This window comes from Tardiphaga sp. 215_C5_N2_1, assembly GCF_052076055.1.
Taxonomy (GTDB): Bacteria; Pseudomonadota; Alphaproteobacteria; order Rhizobiales; family Xanthobacteraceae; genus Tardiphaga; species Tardiphaga robiniae.
The window spans coordinates 3,631,540-3,647,640 of sequence record NZ_CP197240.1 but is presented as its reverse complement, the minus strand read 5'-3'; the positions used below and the strand labels follow the sequence as shown (position 1 = coordinate 3,647,640).

Below are 16,101 nucleotides of genomic sequence, written 5' to 3'. Positions count from 1 at the left end.
ATAAAATCAAGAAGGACGATTAGGGATGAACGAACTCGATTTCAGCGGCCAGCAGGTGCTCATCGTCGGAGGATCAAGCGGCATCGGCAATGGTATGGCGCAGGCCTTTCGTGCGCGCGGCGCGCATGTGCATGTCTGCGGGACGCGCGCCAAGGCCAGCGACTACACGATCGATGAAGGTTCCGATCTCGACGGCCTCGGCTACAGCCAGCTCGATGTTGGCAGCGCGTCGGCCATCGAGGCGTTCGATCCGAAGCTCGATCGGGTCGATGTGCTGATACTTGCGCAAGGTGCTGTGATCTATCGCCGCGGCGAATTCGAAATGGAGGGCTTCCGCAAGGTGATGGAAGTCAACCTGATGAGCCTGATGGGCTGCGCGACGAAGTTTCATGCGCAGCTCAAGGCAAGCAACGGGCGATTGATCATTGTCAGTTCCACCGCGGCCTATCACGCGACCAAGGGAAATCCCTCCTACAACGCGTCGAAGACCGGCGCGGTCGGTCTCACGCGCACATTGGCGCAGGCGTGGTCGGAAGACGGCATTCGCGTCAACGGTATCGCGCCGGGGCTCGTTGACACCAAGATGACAAAGGTCACGACCGGCAATCCGAAGCGGCTGGAAGGCGCGATTGCCAGGATCCCGCTGCAGCGTCTCGGCACGCCTGCCGACATGGCCGGCGCCGCGTTGTTCCTCGCGTCGCCGCTGTCATCCTATGTCTGCGGTCATACACTGGTCGTCGATGGCGGTTTGATCCTTTAAATTCACGGCGCCTGCATCGCGGCGGAACCAGTACTGGCTTCAGGCATTACACCGGCGAGAATTTCCTCACGGAGTAATGGACATGGACAAGGACCGTATTGCGGGCGCAGCCAAGGATGCAGCTGGCAAGGTTGAAGGTGTGATCGGCCGAGCCACGGGCGATGAGCGGACTGAAGCCTCGGGCCGCGCGCGCGAAGCGACGGGCACCGTGCAGAACCTGTATGGCCAGGCCAAGGATGCCGTGCGTGACGCATCGGACGCCGCCACCAGCTATGCCAAGGATGCACTCGACAGCGATGTCTATCGCGATGGCACGCAGGCGATCACCGACAAGGTCCGCGACAATCCGCTCGGCTCGCTGCTCATCGCAGGCGGTATCGGCTTTGCGCTGGCGATGCTGATGACGCGTCCGCCGCGCCGTCGTCCGAACCGTTTCGGTTATTGATAGCAGATCGCGGCAGACATAACGGACGCTGCAGAAGCGTCAGCAATCGCATCTGAGAAAACGTCCAAGAAATCCAGAAGCGAAAATCCCTCAGCCTGCAAAGGCTGAGGGATTTTTTTGACTCTGAAGTTTCGCGTCGGAATTTTTCGCGCGGTTAGCGCGTGAAGAAACCGGAGGGGGCGGAGGCGGCGGGGCCGACATTGGCGGGCGGCCGCGGTCCGGGCGCCTGGGCCGGGCGGGGGCGCTGCGGCGCCTGCTGGACGGGCGCGCGGCGCGGCGCATCGTCGAAGCCAAAGAAACTACCGAAGGATGACGGCGCTTCGGTGGCGATGACGGGTTTCGGCTTTTTCTTCGGCGCGGCCGGCGGCGCCATCACCGGAACGATGCCGTCCGGCCCGGTCGCCGCAGCGGTCGTGCCGCTCGTGCCTGATGTGGTCGGGGTGACTGCGGCCACAGGCACATCGCCCTTGGCCTGTTCGCGGCCGATCTCGCGGCGCGGCCAGGCGAAGTCGTCGGCGCGGCCGGCAGGCGCGGCGAGCGGCTCGCCCTTCACCAGCACGCGCGCCACCAGTGCATCGACACTCACCGGCTTCACGCCGGGGCCGCCGAGCAGTTGATCGGTGCCGACCGAGGAGGCGACCAATGGCACGATGGGGCCGGCCAGCGGACGCGGCGCTGGCGCGCCGGGCACGGCATTGAGGTCTGGCGTCGCAGGCTCGCTCGGCAGCGCGATCGGCGCGGAGCGGCCGGAGAGCAAACGGGTAATCTCGCGCTCGACGTAATGCGCCATCTTGCGGGCGCCGGCCCTGGTGAAATAGACGCCGTCGGCCGAACGCAGCCGGCGGATCTGGCCTTCGAAATCCGGGCCCTGCTGCAGGAAGCGGCCGGCCTCGTCGACGAAGCCGTCCCAGATATCGACATAGGTGATGCCGGCCTTGGTCGCGGCGTCGCGATAGAGATTGTCGAGATAGAGCATGTCGGCGGTCGCCTTGGTGCCGCGCACCGCCGGCAGGCCGACCCACAGCACGGGGACGCCCTTCGCCTTCACGACATTGATCATCTCCTCGATCTTCTTCGAGTATAGCTCGCCCCAGCGCTCGTCGCGGAAATCGACCATGCCGCCGGCGCGCGCGCCGCGCTCGGTGACGATCGAACCGGGATCGGGAATATCTGCATCGTCAGCCTCGGGCTCGGCCGGCTTGTCGCCGGGCTTCACTTCGGCGGCGCTGTCTTTCTTTTCGTCCTTCTTGGCGCCCTTCTTCTCGGCGGCCTTGTCGGGCTCGCGGATTGCGACGCGGTCATTGAGGCCGAGCATGACGACAATGGCATCGGGCTTCTCGGTGGCGAGAATGCCCTTGGCCGCCGCGGCCCAATCGGCGGGCTCACCCTTCGGCTGATAGCGCAGCAGGCCGGAGACGGTCTTGTGCTTGCGGATCACGCCCATGTCGGGCTGTTCGGCATAGGCGTCCTCGAGGCCGTAAGCGAGCCAGTCGGCCATGCTGTCGCCGAGCACCAGCACGTTGCGCTCGGCCGGTGCATCACGTTTTTCCGGCGACGGTGCGCGCGAATAGTCCTCGCGCGGAGCGGCCCGCTTCGGCGCCTGTTGTTGTTGGAACGGCGCGAAAAACGGGCTGTCATTGCCGCCGCCGAACCAGCCGAAGCCGCCACCGCCGCCTTGAGGCACATTGCGCTGCGGACGCGGAGGAGGTTGCTGCGGACCGCCGAAACCGAAGAACTGCGCCGACGCGGGCGCCACGATGCCGATCAGCAGGCCCAAAGCCACGGCGAGCACCATCAGCGTGCCCTTTTCGGCACGCCAGTGATCGATCCGCCATCTCGGCAAGTTGGGCTTCTGTGACATGCGCCTCGACCGCAATCGCAGGGTCCGCAGACCCGGGTTCCCGCTCGACATACTACCGGATTCGGGCCGCAAGCGGGCAGCCGCGATCCCGCCATCAAGCGCCGCCCGGCGTTAACGTCAAGCAAATCCCGGAACTTTTCGCGTCAGGGTGAACGGCGAGACCGCCGCCAAGGCCTGTGCCGAACAAAGCGGCAATCCAGGAGTTGTCGTGACAAATCAGGGAGGTTTGCCATGAAGTCGCTGCTGCTGGCCGTTGCGCTCGTTCTCGCGCTGCCCTCATGGGCTTCCGCAGATACCCCCGGCAAGGACTGGATGACTGCGCAGCAGGTCACCGAAAAGCTGCGCAGCTTGGGCTACACGGAGATCAGAGAGCTTGAGGCCGACGACGGCCACTGGGAAGCCGATGTCGTGAAGGACGGCCGGACCTTCGAGGTCCATGTCGATCCGCATAGCGGCGCGCTCACCAAGAACGAACTCAAGCACTGACGCCGGCAGGCTAGTCTATTTCCAGAGCCCCAAAGACTGCCACTTGGCGGGCGGAATGACTGCTCCCGTCTTGTAGGTGAAATCCAGCACCGTCTTGTGGTCCGGCGTCGCCTTGCAGGTAAAGGCGACCTGCATCCATTTGCCGCCCGCGCGATAGGCGCCGCCCTTGGCGATCAGCGTATTGCCAAGATGCTGCGGCGGCATCAGTGCGTCGGATTTGGCGCGCTCGACGCGCGGGCCGCCCTTGCTGATCCGGCGCATCGCCTCGAAATCGCAGACCTGCTCCAGCCGGGTCTTCGGATCGAGCTTGCCGAGGGCCGCCATGAAGCGGGCATCGCTGGCGTGAGCCTGTGTGACGAGCGCCACGAGGCCGAGCGGAATAAGCAGGAATTTCATGCGGGACGGGACAACACGTTTGGAAGGACGAACCGGCGGGACGACATCCGCTTAGCGTGTCCGGAGGTTGCTGACTACCCACCCTGAGATGCGTCGCGTGTCCGGTCGCGCTGTGCGAGTCCTTGCACTGTTTTGGATGACGTCATGTTCCGGATGATGCGCGCACGCGCCGTCTGTCCCGCGCCGCGGCGCAAGTTGGCCTTTCGGTGGTCCCCCTTTGATGTGAGGGGGATGAAGCGCCGAAAGGCGCAACCTTGTATTTAGTGGCGCGTCCCGTCGGCTGCCTGCGACAGCGACCTTCGGTGCGCGCACGCCTTTCGGCGCTCCACTGCGGCTTTTCTGTTCCCGGGGCCGTGCTTCCGGGTACTGGGTACGGGCATCGTGCCCGTCATCCGACCGGCTTTCGCCAGCCTTCACCCGCACCCGTCCAGCCGCAAGCGGCAGAGCCCCGTAGTGGGCCCGGACGGCTACCCAGGACCTCCCGAGTCCGTGCTTGCGAGGCACGTCCGCGGGCGCCGCACCCTGTCCCACCTCCAAAGACGCCCTCGAGAAGCGCCCCTCGTCGGACAGGGTGAGGAGAATATAATCTCAATCGATGAGGGCGTCAAGAAGGATTATGGGCTGGCAGCAATTAACGCGGCCTTCTTGAAATCGACGAGCCGCTCGTCCTTTTGAAACGCCCGCGCTTCCTCTCCCTTTGATGAGGCAACAACAGAGAACAATACAAAGCCGCCCTTTTTTCGAGAGACAATGAAGTACTGAGACAATCGCACGCCGTCAGAGTCTTCGCAGGATGAGAATCCCCGAAAAACGACTTCGCTGTCCACAAGTTCGCTAGTTCTTCCAGAAGCGAACTTTGCCTTACAATCCTTGGCGTCATTAGCAACGATGGTTGAGGCTACGTCCAATCCCCTGACGCCATCTTGCGCCGGAACGATTCTGACAAATCCTGCGGCCTCATCCGAACGCCAAGCTGCTCCATAGGAAGCCAATGAGACTGGTGTTTCTGACCTAGTAAGAACTTTTGGATTCCGGAGTGCGCTTTTCAATATGAAATTCGAGGCTAATTCTATGGCTTCGATCTGTATTTCTGGAGGTGTGCTTGTGCTCGTATCAACCCTCATACTTCCGCCTACTGAGGGAGTTTGAGGAGTCGGCACAGAGGCTGCTTTCGGGGGCAAGAAATCGATGGCTGCAGTAATGCCGCCTTTGTTGACTGTCGTTACGCAGTTTACGAGGGCAGGAAGTAAAGCCCCTGTCGATCTTAGGTCAAATTGGAATAGCTGTCCCTGAGTGAACGCCGATAGTGTCTTAGACTTTCTGAATTGGGCGATCAGCGACGAGTTGTCCGGCATAGGCACAATAACAAGTGTGTCCGAGATTGCGGCGCCATTGACATTGAATGGCGAACGGCCGTCGAAGGTTAGTATGATAGGAAAGGCTTGTCCTGCGTTCAATCGCCACGAAGGGTGTATGAAAGCCAGATGCCAAGAAAACTTGGGATCCACCATAACGCCAAAGGTGATGCCACTCTTGTAAGGCGCGCTAGCTATGCAGCTACTAAATTGGCCAGTTTTGTCGTTAGTAAACGCCCCGCCGGTCCAATTTCCAATCGAGATTGAACCATAGGGCCCACGTGCTTGTGCGGAGCTACAAACAAATGCTGCAAAGATGACAACCAATATCCGGAGCGAAGTAATCATTGCTGTCTCCCTCAATAGGTCAAAGGTAGCGGTTTCCCTCGGGGTTGTCTTCCAAAAGCTGTGCAACCTTGGAGGTAGCCGGGCACGCCCTTTGACTACTGTTCATGAGATGCAGCATTGGGGGTGAGAAACACCGCTCCGTCTAATGTTAATTTAAATCCCGCAGTTCGAATGGGAGCACTCACATTGAAACGCGTCTTGATCGTCGGCTGTCCAGGCGCGGGAAAGAGCACGGCGGCTCGTACGCTATCGGAGACCACAGGGCTGCCCGTGATCCATCTCGACCGCGACTACTGGCAGCCCGGTTGGCGGATGCCGGATGGCGATGTCTGGCGCGCGACAGTCAATGCATTGGCGGCTGAGCCGCGCTGGATCATGGATGGCAACTACAGCGGAACGCTTGCGCAGCGGCTGGCGCGCGCGGATACGCTGATCCATCTGGATTATCCGACCGGGCTTTGCCTGTGGCGCGTTTTGCGTCGGACGACCTTGGGCTGGGGACGGGTGCGTGTCGACACGGGGCCGGGATGTCCAGAACGTTTCGATGTGGAGTTTCTGCATTTTGTCATGAACTACAGGCGCGACCAGCGTGCGCGTGACATGGAGCGCATGGCGGACTTTGCTGGCGAGGTACATCGGTTTACAAGGCCGGCAGAGTTGACGGCGTTCATCGCGAGATACCGGATTTCCACGACAGCGAAAGCGGCCGACGAGTTTATCCTTGCGGCTGCTCGCTACGAGAAAATCGCTGCTGTTGAAGGCATAGAACTAACGCCAGCTATGAAGCAGCGCTTCAGAGATGCGACGGAAACGGGTGCTTCACCCGACGAGTACCGAAACGCGATTATTGACGCTCATCGGAAGCCTTGATCTCGACCAATCCTCTGACCTTACTGTTGCGCTTGGTAAAATAAAAAGGGCTCCAACACTTACGTGCGGAGCCCCTATCATTCGATCTTGAGAGATCAATTACCTCGGCAGCGTCGTCGTCCCCATCAGCGCCTGATCGATCGCGCGGGCGCACAGGCGACCCTCGCGGATCGCCCAGACCACCAGTGACTGGCCGCGGCGCATGTCGCCGGCGGAGAACACCTTGGGCAGGGAGGTCGCGAAATCGGTCGTCGGGGCGCGGACGTTGCCGCGCTGGTCGAGATCGACGCCGAGCGTCTTCAGCATGCCTTCGTGGACGGGATGGACGAAGCCCATGGCCAGCAGCACGAGATCGGTCTGCAACGAAAACTCCGAGCCGGGGATCGGCTTGAACTTGTCGTCGACCTGCACGCAGTTCAGCTTGGTGACCTTGCCGTCGGCGCCTTCGAAGCTCTGGGTCAGCACGGCGAATTCGCGCTTGGCGCCTTCGGCCTGGCTCGACGAGGTCCGCATCTTCAGCGGCCAGTTCGGCCAGGTCAGGCCCTTGTTCTCCTGCTCGGGCGGAGCCGGCATGATTTCGAGCTGGGTCACGGACAATGCGCCCTGACGCAGGCTGGTGCCGATGCAGTCGGAGCCGGTGTCGCCGCCGCCGATGACGACGACATGTTTGCCACCGGCCAGGATCTCCTTGACGTCGCCGAGCGGCTCGTTGCCGACGCGGCGGTTCTGTTGCGGCAGGAAGTCCATCGCGAAATGGATGCCGTCGAATTCGCGGCCCGGGATCGGCAGGTCGCGGCCGTGCTCCGCACCGCCGGTCAGCGCGATGGCTTCATATTCCTTGAGCAGCTCGGCGGGATCGATAGCGCCGGGCGAGGTGCCGCCGACAGCCTTGCCGTAATGGAAGGTGACGCCTTCGCCTTCCATCTGGGCCACACGCCGGTCGATGATGTGCTTTTCCATCTTGAAGTCGGGAATGCCGTAACGCATCAAGCCGCCGGCCTTGGCGAGTTTCTCATAGACATGGACGTCGTGTCCGGCGCGCGCGAGCTGCTGCGCGCAGGCCATGCCGGCCGGGCCGGCGCCGATCACGGCGACCTTGCGGCCGGTCTTCACGGCGGAGACCTGCGGCTTCAGCCAGCCATTGTCCCATGCCTTGTCGACGATGGCGCATTCGATGGTCTTGATGGTGACCGGGTTGTCATCGATGTTCAACGTGCAAGAGGCCTCGCACGGCGCCGGGCAGATGCGGCCGGTGAATTCCGGGAAGTTGTTGGTGGAGTGCAGGTTGCGCGAGGCTTCTTCCCAGTTGCCGGTATAGACGAGGTCGTTCCAGTCCGGGATCTGGTTGTTGACCGGGCAGCCGGGCGTGCCGGGCTGAACCGATCCGGTGCCGTGGCAATACGGAATGCCGCAATTCATGCAGCGCGCGGCCTGGTCGCGGGTGTCTTTCTCGCTGAGCGGAATGACGAACTCGTTATAGCCCTTCAGGCGCTCGGTAACCGGCGCGTACTTGCGGTCGTGACGATCGATTTCCAGAAAACCCGTGATCTTGCCCATTACAACTGACGCCTCTGAACTCTTAAGTTCCAAATTCCGTCCTCATCCTGAGGAGCGGCCACTTGGCCGCGTCTCGAAGGATGCGTGATTTGTCCCTCATGGTTCGAGACGGCGCTGCGCGCCTCCTCACCATGAGGGCCTTTTCCTTACGCGCCGATCGCGATCTGCGGTTCGGCCTCGGCGCTTTTCGCTTTTAACTCGCGCAGCGCGCGGCGGTACTCGACCGGCATCACCTTGCGGAATTTCGGCAGCCAGGTTTTCCAGTCCGCGAGGATCATCGCAGCCTTGGCCGAGCCGGCATATTTCGCGTGACGCGTGATCAGCACATGCAGGCGCTCGATGTCGCTATCGAGCAAGTTGGCGAATACGTCCACCTTGCCATGGGCTTCGAGATCGCCGGAGTGGTGATAGGTGTTCTCGGCGATCATCTCTTCCGAGAGAACCGGTTCGAGTTCGACCATCGCCATGTTGCACAGCTTCGGGAAGTCGCCGGTTTCGTCGAGCACGTAAGCCACGCCGCCGGACATGCCGGCCGCGAAGTTACGGCCGGTCTTGCCGAGCACCACGACGATGCCGCCTGTCATGTATTCGCAGCAGTGATCGCCGGCGCCTTCGACGACGGCCACAGCACCGGAGTTACGCACGGCGAAGCGTTCGCCGGCGACGCCGCGGAAGTAGCATTCGCCCTCGATCGCGCCATACATCACGGTGTTGCCGACGATGATCGACTCTTCGGGCACGATGGCGGAATGAGCCGGCGGACGCACGATGATCTTGCCGCCCGAGAGACCCTTGCCGACATAGTCGTTGCCTTCGCCTTCGAGATCGAAGGTGATGCCCTTGCACAGCCAGGCGCCGAAGGCCTGACCGGCGGTGCCCTTCAGCGACACCTTGATGGTGTCGTCGGGCAGGCCGGCATGGCCGTAGATCTTGGCCACCGAGCCCGCCAGCATGGCGCCGGCCGAACGGTTGGTGCTGTTGATCTTGGTCTCGATCTTCACCGGCGCGCCGCGGTCGAGCGCGGGCTGCGCCTGCTTGATCAACTCGCGATCGAGCACGGCTTCCAGGTGATGGTCCTGATCTTCGGTGTGATAGATCTTCTGGCCGGGCAGTTCGGGCTGGCGCACGAACAGCTTGGAGAAGTCGAGACCCTTGGCCTTCCAGTGCGACACGAGCGCCGACTGGTCGAGCATCTGCACCTGGCCGACCATCTCGTCGAAGTTGCGATAGCCGAGCTGGGCCATGATCTCGCGCACTTCCTCGGCGACGAAGAAGAAGTAGTTGATGACGTGCTCGGGCTGGCCGGTGAAGCGCTTGCGAAGGACGGGATCCTGGGTGGCGACGCCAACCGGGCAGGTATTGAGATGGCACTTGCGCATCATGATGCAGCCGGCAGCAATCAAGGGCGCGGTGGCGAAGCCGAATTCGTCGGCGCCGAGGAGCGCGCCGATGACGACGTCGCGGCCGGTGCGGAAGCCGCCGTCGACCTGGACGATGATGCGGCTACGCAGCCGTTCACGCACCAGGGTCTGGTGGGTTTCGGCAAGGCCGATTTCCCACGGCGAACCCGCATGCTTGATCGAGGTCAGCGGCGACGCGCCGGTACCGCCTTCGAAGCCGGCGATGGTGACATGGTCCGCGCGCGCCTTGGCGACGCCCGCGGCGACCGTGCCGACGCCGATTTCCGACACCAGCTTGACCGAGACCTGGCCCGTCGGATTGACGTTCTTGAGGTCGTAGATCAGCTGCGCGATGTCTTCGATCGAATAGATGTCGTGATGTGGCGGCGGCGAAATGAGACCGACGCCCGGGGTCGAATGGCGGACGGCGGCAATCGTCGCGTCGACCTTGTGGCCGGGCAACTGACCGCCTTCGCCGGGCTTCGCGCCCTGCGCCATCTTGATCTGCATCATGTCGGAATTGACGAGATATTCCGTGGTGACGCCGAAACGGCCGGACGCGACCTGCTTGATCGCCGAACGCATGCTGTCGCCATTCGGCATGGGCTTGTAGCGATCCGACTCCTCGCCGCCTTCGCCGGTGTTCGACTTGCCGCCGATCCGGTTCATGGCGATGGCCAGCGTGGTATGCGCCTCGCGCGAGATCGAGCCGTAGGACATGGCGCCGGTCGCAAAGCGCTTGACGATGTCCGCGGCGGATTCGACTTCGTCGAGCGGCACAGGCTTGCGCTTCTCGTCTTCGGCCGTCTTGATCTTGAACAGGCCGCGTAGCGTCAGCAGACGCTCCGACTGTTCGTTGAGGATCTTGGCGAAGGCGCGATAACGCTCCTGCGAGTTGCCGCGCACGGCATGCTGCAGCAGCGATACCGACTCGGCGTTCCACGCATGGTCTTCGCCGCGGCTGCGATAGGCATATTCACCGCCGACATCGAGCGCGGTCTTGTAGATCTGGATCTCGCCGAACGCCTCGTTGTGGCGACGCACGGTTTCCTCGGCGATTTCGGCGAGGCCGACGCCTTCGATCTTGGTGTGGGTGCCCGTGAAGTACTTGGTGACGAATTCCTGACGCAGGCCGACGGCGTCGAAGATCTGCGCGCCGCAATAGGACTGGTAGGTCGAGATGCCCATCTTCGACATGACCTTGAGCAGGCCCTTGCCGATCGACTTGATGAAGCGCTTGACGATTTCATAGTCGTCGAGCTGCACCGGCAGCCGGTCCTTCATGGCAATGATGGATTCGAAGGCCAGATACGGGTTGATCGCTTCGGCGCCATAGCCGGCGAGGCAGGCGAAGTGATGCACTTCGCGCGGTTCGCCGGATTCGACGACCAAGCCGACCGAGGTGCGCAGGCCGGTGCGGATCAGGTGGTGATGCACCGAGGCGCAAGCCAGCAGCGACGGGATCGGAATGCGATCCGAGCCGGCCATGCGGTCGGACAGGATGATGATGTTGACGCCCTCGCGCACGGCAGCTTCCGCACGGGCGCACAGTTCGTCCAGCACCTGTTCCAGGCCTGCCGCGCCGAAACCGGCATGGAAGGTGGTGTCGAGGGTGCGCGAGACGAAATGCGACTCGGCAACGTCGGTGATCGAGCGGATCTTTTCGAGATCCTGGTCGGTCAGGATCGGCTGGCGCACTTCGAGACGCTTGGTGGTGGCGACGCCCTGCAGGTCGAACAGGTTCGGCCGCGGTCCGATGATCGAGACGAGGCTCATGACGAGCTCTTCGCGGATCGGATCGATCGGCGGGTTGGTGACCTGCGCGAAGTTCTGCTTGAAATAGGTGAACAGCGGCTTCGGCTTGCTCGACAGCGCCGAGATCGGCGTGTCGGTGCCCATGGAACCCGACGCTTCCTCGCCCTGCGACGCCATCGGCGTCAGCAGGATGGTGACGTCTTCCTGGGTGTAGCCGAAGGCCTGCTGGCGATCGAGCAGCGGCAGGTTGGAGCGCTGGCCCTTGGCCGCCGCGTCCGGGAGTTCTTCCAGAACGATCTGGGTGTGTTCAAGCCACTCGCTATAGGGATGACTTGCGGCCAGCGTCGCCTTGATCTCGTCGTCAGGGATCAGACGGCCCTGGACGAGGTCGACCAGCAGCATCTTGCCTGGCTGCAGACGCCACTTGGTGATGATGTCTTCTTCCGGAATCGCCAGCACGCCCATTTCGGACGCCATCACGATGCGGTCGTCCTTGGTGACGAGATAACGTGCGGGGCGCAGACCGTTACGGTCCAGCGTCGCGCCGATCTGGCGACCGTCGGTGAAAGCAAGCGCAGCAGGACCGTCCCACGGCTCCATCATCGCGGCGTGATATTCGTAGAAGGCGCGGCGCTGCTCATCCATCAGGGGATTGCCGGCCCAGGCTTCCGGAATCATCATCATCACGGCGTGGGGCAGCGAGTAGCCGCCCTGCACCAGGAATTCGAGCGCGTTGTCGAAGCAGGCGGTGTCCGACTGGCCTTCATAGGAGATCGGCCACAGACGGCTGATGTCCTTGCCATACAGTTCGGACTCGATCGACGCCTGACGCGCCGCCATCCAGTTGACGTTGCCGCGCAGCGTGTTGATTTCGCCGTTATGCGCGACCATGCGGTAGGGATGCGCCAGCGACCAGGTCGGGAAGGTGTTGGTCGAGAAGCGCTGATGCACGAGTGCCAGCGCGCTTTCGAAATCCTCTTCGTGCAGGTCGGCATAGTAGCTGCCGAGCTGGTCGGCGAGGAACATGCCCTTGTAGATGATCGTGCGACACGACATCGAGCACGGATAGTAGCCGGCAAGGCCGCGCTCGCGGCGCTGATAGATAGCCTGCGAGATCGACTTGCGGAGAATGTACAGACGACGTTCGAATTCGTCCTCGTCGGCGATCTTGGCTTTGCCGATGCCGATGAAGACCTGCATGTTGGCAGGCTCGGTCGGCTTCACGCTTTCGCCGAGCGAGGCGTTGTCGGTCGGCACGTCACGCCAGCCGAGCAGCTTCAGGCCTTCGGCCTTGATCTGGTCGCCGATGATGCCCTGAATGACTTTCCGCCACGCGGTATCACGCGGCATGAACAGCGCGCCGATGGCGTATTGGCCAGGCTCCGGCAGGCTGAAGCCGAGTTCCGCCGTCTTGCGGACGAAGAACTTGTGCGGGATCTGCACCAGAATACCGGCGCCGTCGCCAAAGCGCGGATCTGCGCCGGTCGCACCACGGTGCTCGAGGTTGCAGAGGATGCTGATCGCGTCAGACACGATCTGATGCGACTTGCGGCCCTTGATGTTGGCGATGAAGCCGACGCCGCAGGCGTCCTTTTCCTGCGACGGGTCATAGAGGCCCAGCGCCGGCGGACGATAGGTATGCAGTTCCGGTTTGATGGCGGTGTCTTTCACGTTAGCCGATTTGATAGCCGGGGCCGCCGAATGCGTGCCGGTTTCGATCAATTGGCGCTCGTGCTCTGATCCGCTCATCTTCGTCCTCTCAACCCCCGTCGGGGTTCTGCCACCCTTGTCGGCGCACCTTTGACGCTCGCGGAACCCGTTCGGGCTACCGCTCGCGCGTCTTGCGAGCCTCGTTTTCAGAATTCAGACTGGTGGTGCCCATCGTCCCCGGCGGCCACCCCATATCTCGCCTTAAAGGCATTTCGTATCAGCAGGCGTGTTTTTTAGTCGCGACGCCTGCTTATGTTGCAAACCCCGTGCCGGATTTGCCACCAAAAATTGCGACAGTGATGCTGTCCTAACCAGGACTTTGCCAAATTTTTATCTAGCACACAAGCGCGCTTGAGTCCGTCGTCGCATAGCAACAACGCATGCCAAATTGTCCATGTCTCGAAGACACATTCAGCCCGGAGGTGCCGCGTTCCGGTCAAAGGCTGGCCCAAGGGCTGCCGGATTCAGCAGTGAGGTTGCGCAGTGCTCGTTAACGCCTGTGGCAGCGGTGCTGGCAGGCGAGCGAAGCGTGAGGTTCAGGAAGTTGAATACTCTCCGGGCGCGGGGGCGTCGAAGGAGCATGCAATGAAGGTACTTGTGGGATGTCTGGCCTCGGCCGGTCTGTTGCTGGCGAGCGGCGCTGTACAGGCACAGGCGCTGCCGCCGATGCGCGGCGACGTTGCCGCTGTGGCGCAGGTATCCGATGTCGGCGGTCCCTATGCGGCCATGCCGCCCGTGGAATATGCGGAGCCGCGCCCCTATGGCGTGTTGCGCCGCGGTTATGATCTGGCGGTGCTGCCGCTGCGCGAGGTCTATTCGATCCTCCGCGAGGCCGGCTTCTCTGCCCTCGGCATGCCGCAGCAACGCGGCCTCATCTACACGGTTGCGGCGATCGACCTCGACGGCGAGGACGGCCGGTTGGTGATCGATGCGCGCAGCGGACGCATTCTGCGCTTCATTCCGGCCTATCGCATGGGCGACCGGATGAGCGAGGAGATCGACACGCGCTATGGCCCGCAAGGCGCAGTGCCGACCCTGCCGCAATATCGCCGCCCGCCGTTTACGGCCGGAACGGCAACGCCCGCGCCGAAGGTTGCCAGCCGCACGACGAGCGTGCCGCTGCCGAAGCGGCCACCGGTGCGCGCGGTTGCGGCGCCGGCTAAGCCTGTTACGCCAGCCGAGACCAAGCCGGTCACAGTCAAACCACCTGAAACGCCGCCGGCCGCTGCGCCCGTGCAGCAATCGGCCGTAACTGAGCAGAAACCGGCCGAGACGAAGGCGCCGGAAACGACGGGTGCTGCGCCGTCGACCTCTACTGCCTCGAAGCCGGAGGCCGCAGCACCGACGGTTCCGCCTCCCGCGACGGAAGCAAAGCCTACAGAGCCTAGTAAGCCTGCGGACACTCCTCCGCCCGTCCAGGGCATGGAATAGTTAGTGCAGCGCTGCGCACATAATAAAACGCCCCGGATTGCTCCGGGGCGTTTCATTTACAGCTACACTTACTTTACTTCACAAAGTCGCGGTTACGCGGCGACTTTCTCGGCCGAGCCGTCGACCACCTGCGGTGCGCTCACCGCGCTGGTGGAAATCGGAATGCTGCGCGGCTTCTTGGCTTCGGGGATCTCGCGGACAAGGTCCACATGAAGCAGGCCGTTCTCGAGTGAGGCGTTCTTCACCTGCACGAAGTCGGCAAGCTGGAAGGCGCGTTCGAAGGCCCGCGCGGCAATGCCGCGATAGAGCACTTCGGCCTTGCTGCCATTCTCGTTGGCAGCCTTCTCGCCCTTGATCGTCAGCGTGTTTTCCTTCGCGACGATGGCGAGCTCGTTCTGCGCAAAGCCTGAAACGGCAACGCTGATACGGTATTCGTTCTCGCCGGTGCGCTCGATATTGTAGGGCGGATAGCCCGGCGCTGCGTCACCTGTGCTCTGATCGAGCAGATTGAACAGGCGGTCGAAACCGACGGTGGAACGATAAAACGGGGTGAGATCATAGCTACGCATTGGATAGTCCCCCATTGAGCGACTGTTGCAATAACCCGCCCGCCATAGGGGCCGGGCTTTCGTGTCATGCAGCCTAGAGAGGCCTGCATGAAGCTGATATGGGAGGGGGCTGGCGGCTCGCAAGGGGGGCCGAAAGATTCGCGCCGACCTGATCTCCCGCCCTTGAAATCCCGCGTTTTTCGCCTAACCGGTCCCCCGCCATGACGCTCGTCTCCATTCCCGCCAACCCCGTTCCCGAGGGTGCCGTGTCCGGCACCATCAAGACGCCGGACGGCGCTGAGCTACGTTTTGCGCGCTGGGCGCCGACGACCGGGCGCAAGGGCACGGTCTGCGTGTTCAGCGGGCGCGGCGAATATATCGAGAAGTATTTCGAGACCGTGCGCGACCTGCGCGACCGCGGCTTTGCAGTGGCCATGATCGACTGGCGCGGGCAGGGGCATTCGTCGCGGCAGTTGCGCGATAGCCGCAAGGGTTACGTGCGCAGCTTCTCGGATTTCGAGATCGACGTCGAAACTTTCGTGCAGCAGGTGGTGATGCCGGATTGCCCGCCGCCTTACTTCGCGCTGGCGCATTCGATGGGCGGCGCGGTGATGCTGCGTGTGGCGCATTCCGGCAAGCGCTGGTTCGATCGCATGGTGCTGTCGGCGCCGATGATCGATCTGCCGGGCCGTTCGACCTCGCTGCCGGCGCGGTTGTTGTTGCGTGTCATGCGCTGGACCGGGCAGGGCGGCAACTACATTCCCGGCGGCAATGGCGAACTGGTCGGGACCTCGTCATTCCCCAATAACAAGCTGACCAGCGATCCGGTGCGCTATGCGCGCAACGCGGCGATCCTCGAAGAGGATCCGACGCTCGGCATCGGCTCGCCGACGGTGGCCTGGGCCGATACGGCGATCCGTGGGATGCATGGCTTTCGCGAGGCCAGCTATCCCGTGAAGATCCGTCAGCCGATCCTGATGCTGGCGGCCAGCAACGACCAGGTGGTGTCGACGCCGGCCATCGAGGAATTTGCCTATCACCTGCGTGCCGGCTCGCATCTGGTGATCGCCGGCTCCCGTCACGAGATCCTGCAGGAGCAGGATCGCTACCGGCAGCAGTTCTGGGCGGCGTTCGATGCGTTCGTGCCGGGCACGCCTCTGTTCAAGTAACGAAAGCCAC

At 62.7% G+C, this 16,101-nt stretch carries 12 protein-coding genes; 6 read left to right on the top strand and 6 right to left on the bottom strand.

Going from position 1 to position 16,101, the window contains the following annotated elements:
• Positions 1-25 precede the first annotated feature (25 nt).
• Together AB7828_RS17340 and AB7828_RS17335 are read left to right on the top strand one after the other, a co-directional pair.
• Complete coding sequence (locus AB7828_RS17340) at positions 26-760, top strand: SDR family NAD(P)-dependent oxidoreductase (RefSeq protein ID WP_441230725.1); 735 nt, start codon at positions 26-28, stop codon at positions 758-760.
• Positions 761-842: 82 nt separating this feature from the next.
• Entirely contained in the window at positions 843-1,205 is a 363-nt protein-coding gene (locus AB7828_RS17335; RefSeq protein ID WP_089266232.1) for a CsbD family protein, read from the top strand.
• Positions 1,206-1,359: 154 nt separating this feature from the next.
• Here AB7828_RS17335 and AB7828_RS17330 read toward each other — a convergent pair whose 3' ends face one another.
• Positions 1,360-3,066 carry an SGNH/GDSL hydrolase family protein gene (locus tag AB7828_RS17330; RefSeq protein ID WP_441230724.1) on the bottom strand — a complete coding sequence of 569 codons (1,707 nt, stop codon included), beginning with the start codon at positions 3,064-3,066 and terminating at the stop codon, positions 1,360-1,362.
• A 231-nt stretch (positions 3,067-3,297) separates the two neighbouring features.
• Here AB7828_RS17330 and AB7828_RS17325 point away from each other — a divergent pair, with 231 nt between their 5' ends.
• Entirely contained in the window at positions 3,298-3,552 is a 255-nt protein-coding gene (locus AB7828_RS17325) for a PepSY domain-containing protein (RefSeq protein ID WP_441230723.1), read from the top strand.
• Positions 3,553-3,567: 15 nt separating this feature from the next.
• Here the strand turns inward: AB7828_RS17325 and AB7828_RS17320 are convergent, their stop codons facing one another.
• A complete protein-coding gene (locus tag AB7828_RS17320) occupies positions 3,568-3,948 on the bottom strand; it encodes a DUF930 domain-containing protein (RefSeq protein ID WP_441230722.1) in 381 nt (126 codons plus the stop codon).
• Between the two features lie 614 nt (positions 3,949-4,562).
• The gene (locus tag AB7828_RS17315; protein WP_441230721.1) at positions 4,563-5,651 is read right to left on the bottom strand and encodes a hypothetical protein; all 1,089 of its coding nucleotides are present in this window, start codon (positions 5,649-5,651) and stop codon (positions 4,563-4,565) included.
• A 186-nt stretch (positions 5,652-5,837) separates the two neighbouring features.
• On the opposite strand from AB7828_RS17315, the gene AB7828_RS17310 reads away from it, so the two are divergent.
• On the top strand, positions 5,838-6,521 hold the full coding sequence (locus AB7828_RS17310; protein ID WP_441230720.1) for an adenylate kinase: 684 nt from the start codon (positions 5,838-5,840) through the stop codon (positions 6,519-6,521).
• A 99-nt stretch (positions 6,522-6,620) separates the two neighbouring features.
• Here AB7828_RS17310 and AB7828_RS17305 read toward each other — a convergent pair whose 3' ends face one another.
• Complete coding sequence (locus AB7828_RS17305) at positions 6,621-8,078, bottom strand: glutamate synthase subunit beta (RefSeq protein WP_441230719.1); 1,458 nt, start codon at positions 8,076-8,078, stop codon at positions 6,621-6,623.
• Positions 8,079-8,224: 146 nt separating this feature from the next.
• The gene (gene gltB, locus AB7828_RS17300) at positions 8,225-12,982 is read right to left on the bottom strand and encodes a glutamate synthase large subunit (protein ID WP_441230718.1); all 4,758 of its coding nucleotides are present in this window, start codon (positions 12,980-12,982) and stop codon (positions 8,225-8,227) included.
• Positions 12,983-13,528: 546 nt separating this feature from the next.
• Between gltB and AB7828_RS17295 the strand changes: the two genes are divergently transcribed.
• Positions 13,529-14,374 (top strand): hypothetical protein, encoded by an 846-nt coding sequence (locus AB7828_RS17295; RefSeq protein ID WP_441230717.1) that lies wholly within the window; start codon positions 13,529-13,531, stop codon positions 14,372-14,374.
• Between the two features lie 92 nt (positions 14,375-14,466).
• Here AB7828_RS17295 and AB7828_RS17290 read toward each other — a convergent pair whose 3' ends face one another.
• Positions 14,467-14,943: an Hsp20 family protein gene (locus tag AB7828_RS17290; RefSeq protein ID WP_170849586.1), complete on the bottom strand. Its 477-nt coding sequence runs from the start codon at positions 14,941-14,943 to the stop codon at positions 14,467-14,469.
• Between the two features lie 200 nt (positions 14,944-15,143).
• Here AB7828_RS17290 and AB7828_RS17285 point away from each other — a divergent pair, with 200 nt between their 5' ends.
• On the top strand, positions 15,144-16,091 hold the full coding sequence (locus tag AB7828_RS17285; RefSeq protein WP_093757193.1) for an alpha/beta fold hydrolase: 948 nt from the start codon (positions 15,144-15,146) through the stop codon (positions 16,089-16,091).
• Positions 16,092-16,101 lie beyond the last annotated feature (10 nt).

What these genes read in the sequence shown, in the direction of transcription:
- AB7828_RS17340 (WP_441230725.1), top strand. Translation starts at nt 26, where the DNA reads ATGAACGAACTCGATTTCAGCGGCCAGCAGGTGCTCATCGTCGGAGGA.
- AB7828_RS17335 (WP_089266232.1), top strand. Translation starts at nt 843, where the DNA reads ATGGACAAGGACCGTATTGCGGGCGCAGCCAAGGATGCAGCTGGCAAG.
- AB7828_RS17330 (WP_441230724.1), bottom strand. Translation starts at nt 3,066, where the DNA reads ATGTCACAGAAGCCCAACTTGCCGAGATGGCGGATCGATCACTGGCGT.
- AB7828_RS17325 (WP_441230723.1), top strand. Translation starts at nt 3,298, where the DNA reads ATGAAGTCGCTGCTGCTGGCCGTTGCGCTCGTTCTCGCGCTGCCCTCA.
- AB7828_RS17320 (WP_441230722.1), bottom strand. Translation starts at nt 3,948, where the DNA reads ATGAAATTCCTGCTTATTCCGCTCGGCCTCGTGGCGCTCGTCACACAG.
- AB7828_RS17315 (WP_441230721.1), bottom strand. Translation starts at nt 5,651, where the DNA reads ATGATTACTTCGCTCCGGATATTGGTTGTCATCTTTGCAGCATTTGTT.
- AB7828_RS17305 (WP_441230719.1), bottom strand. Translation starts at nt 8,078, where the DNA reads ATGGGCAAGATCACGGGTTTTCTGGAAATCGATCGTCACGACCGCAAG.
- gltB (WP_441230718.1), bottom strand. Translation starts at nt 12,982, where the DNA reads ATGAGCGGATCAGAGCACGAGCGCCAATTGATCGAAACCGGCACGCAT.
- AB7828_RS17295 (WP_441230717.1), top strand. Translation starts at nt 13,529, where the DNA reads ATGAAGGTACTTGTGGGATGTCTGGCCTCGGCCGGTCTGTTGCTGGCG.
- AB7828_RS17290 (WP_170849586.1), bottom strand. Translation starts at nt 14,943, where the DNA reads ATGCGTAGCTATGATCTCACCCCGTTTTATCGTTCCACCGTCGGTTTC.
- AB7828_RS17285 (WP_093757193.1), top strand. Translation starts at nt 15,144, where the DNA reads ATGACGCTCGTCTCCATTCCCGCCAACCCCGTTCCCGAGGGTGCCGTG.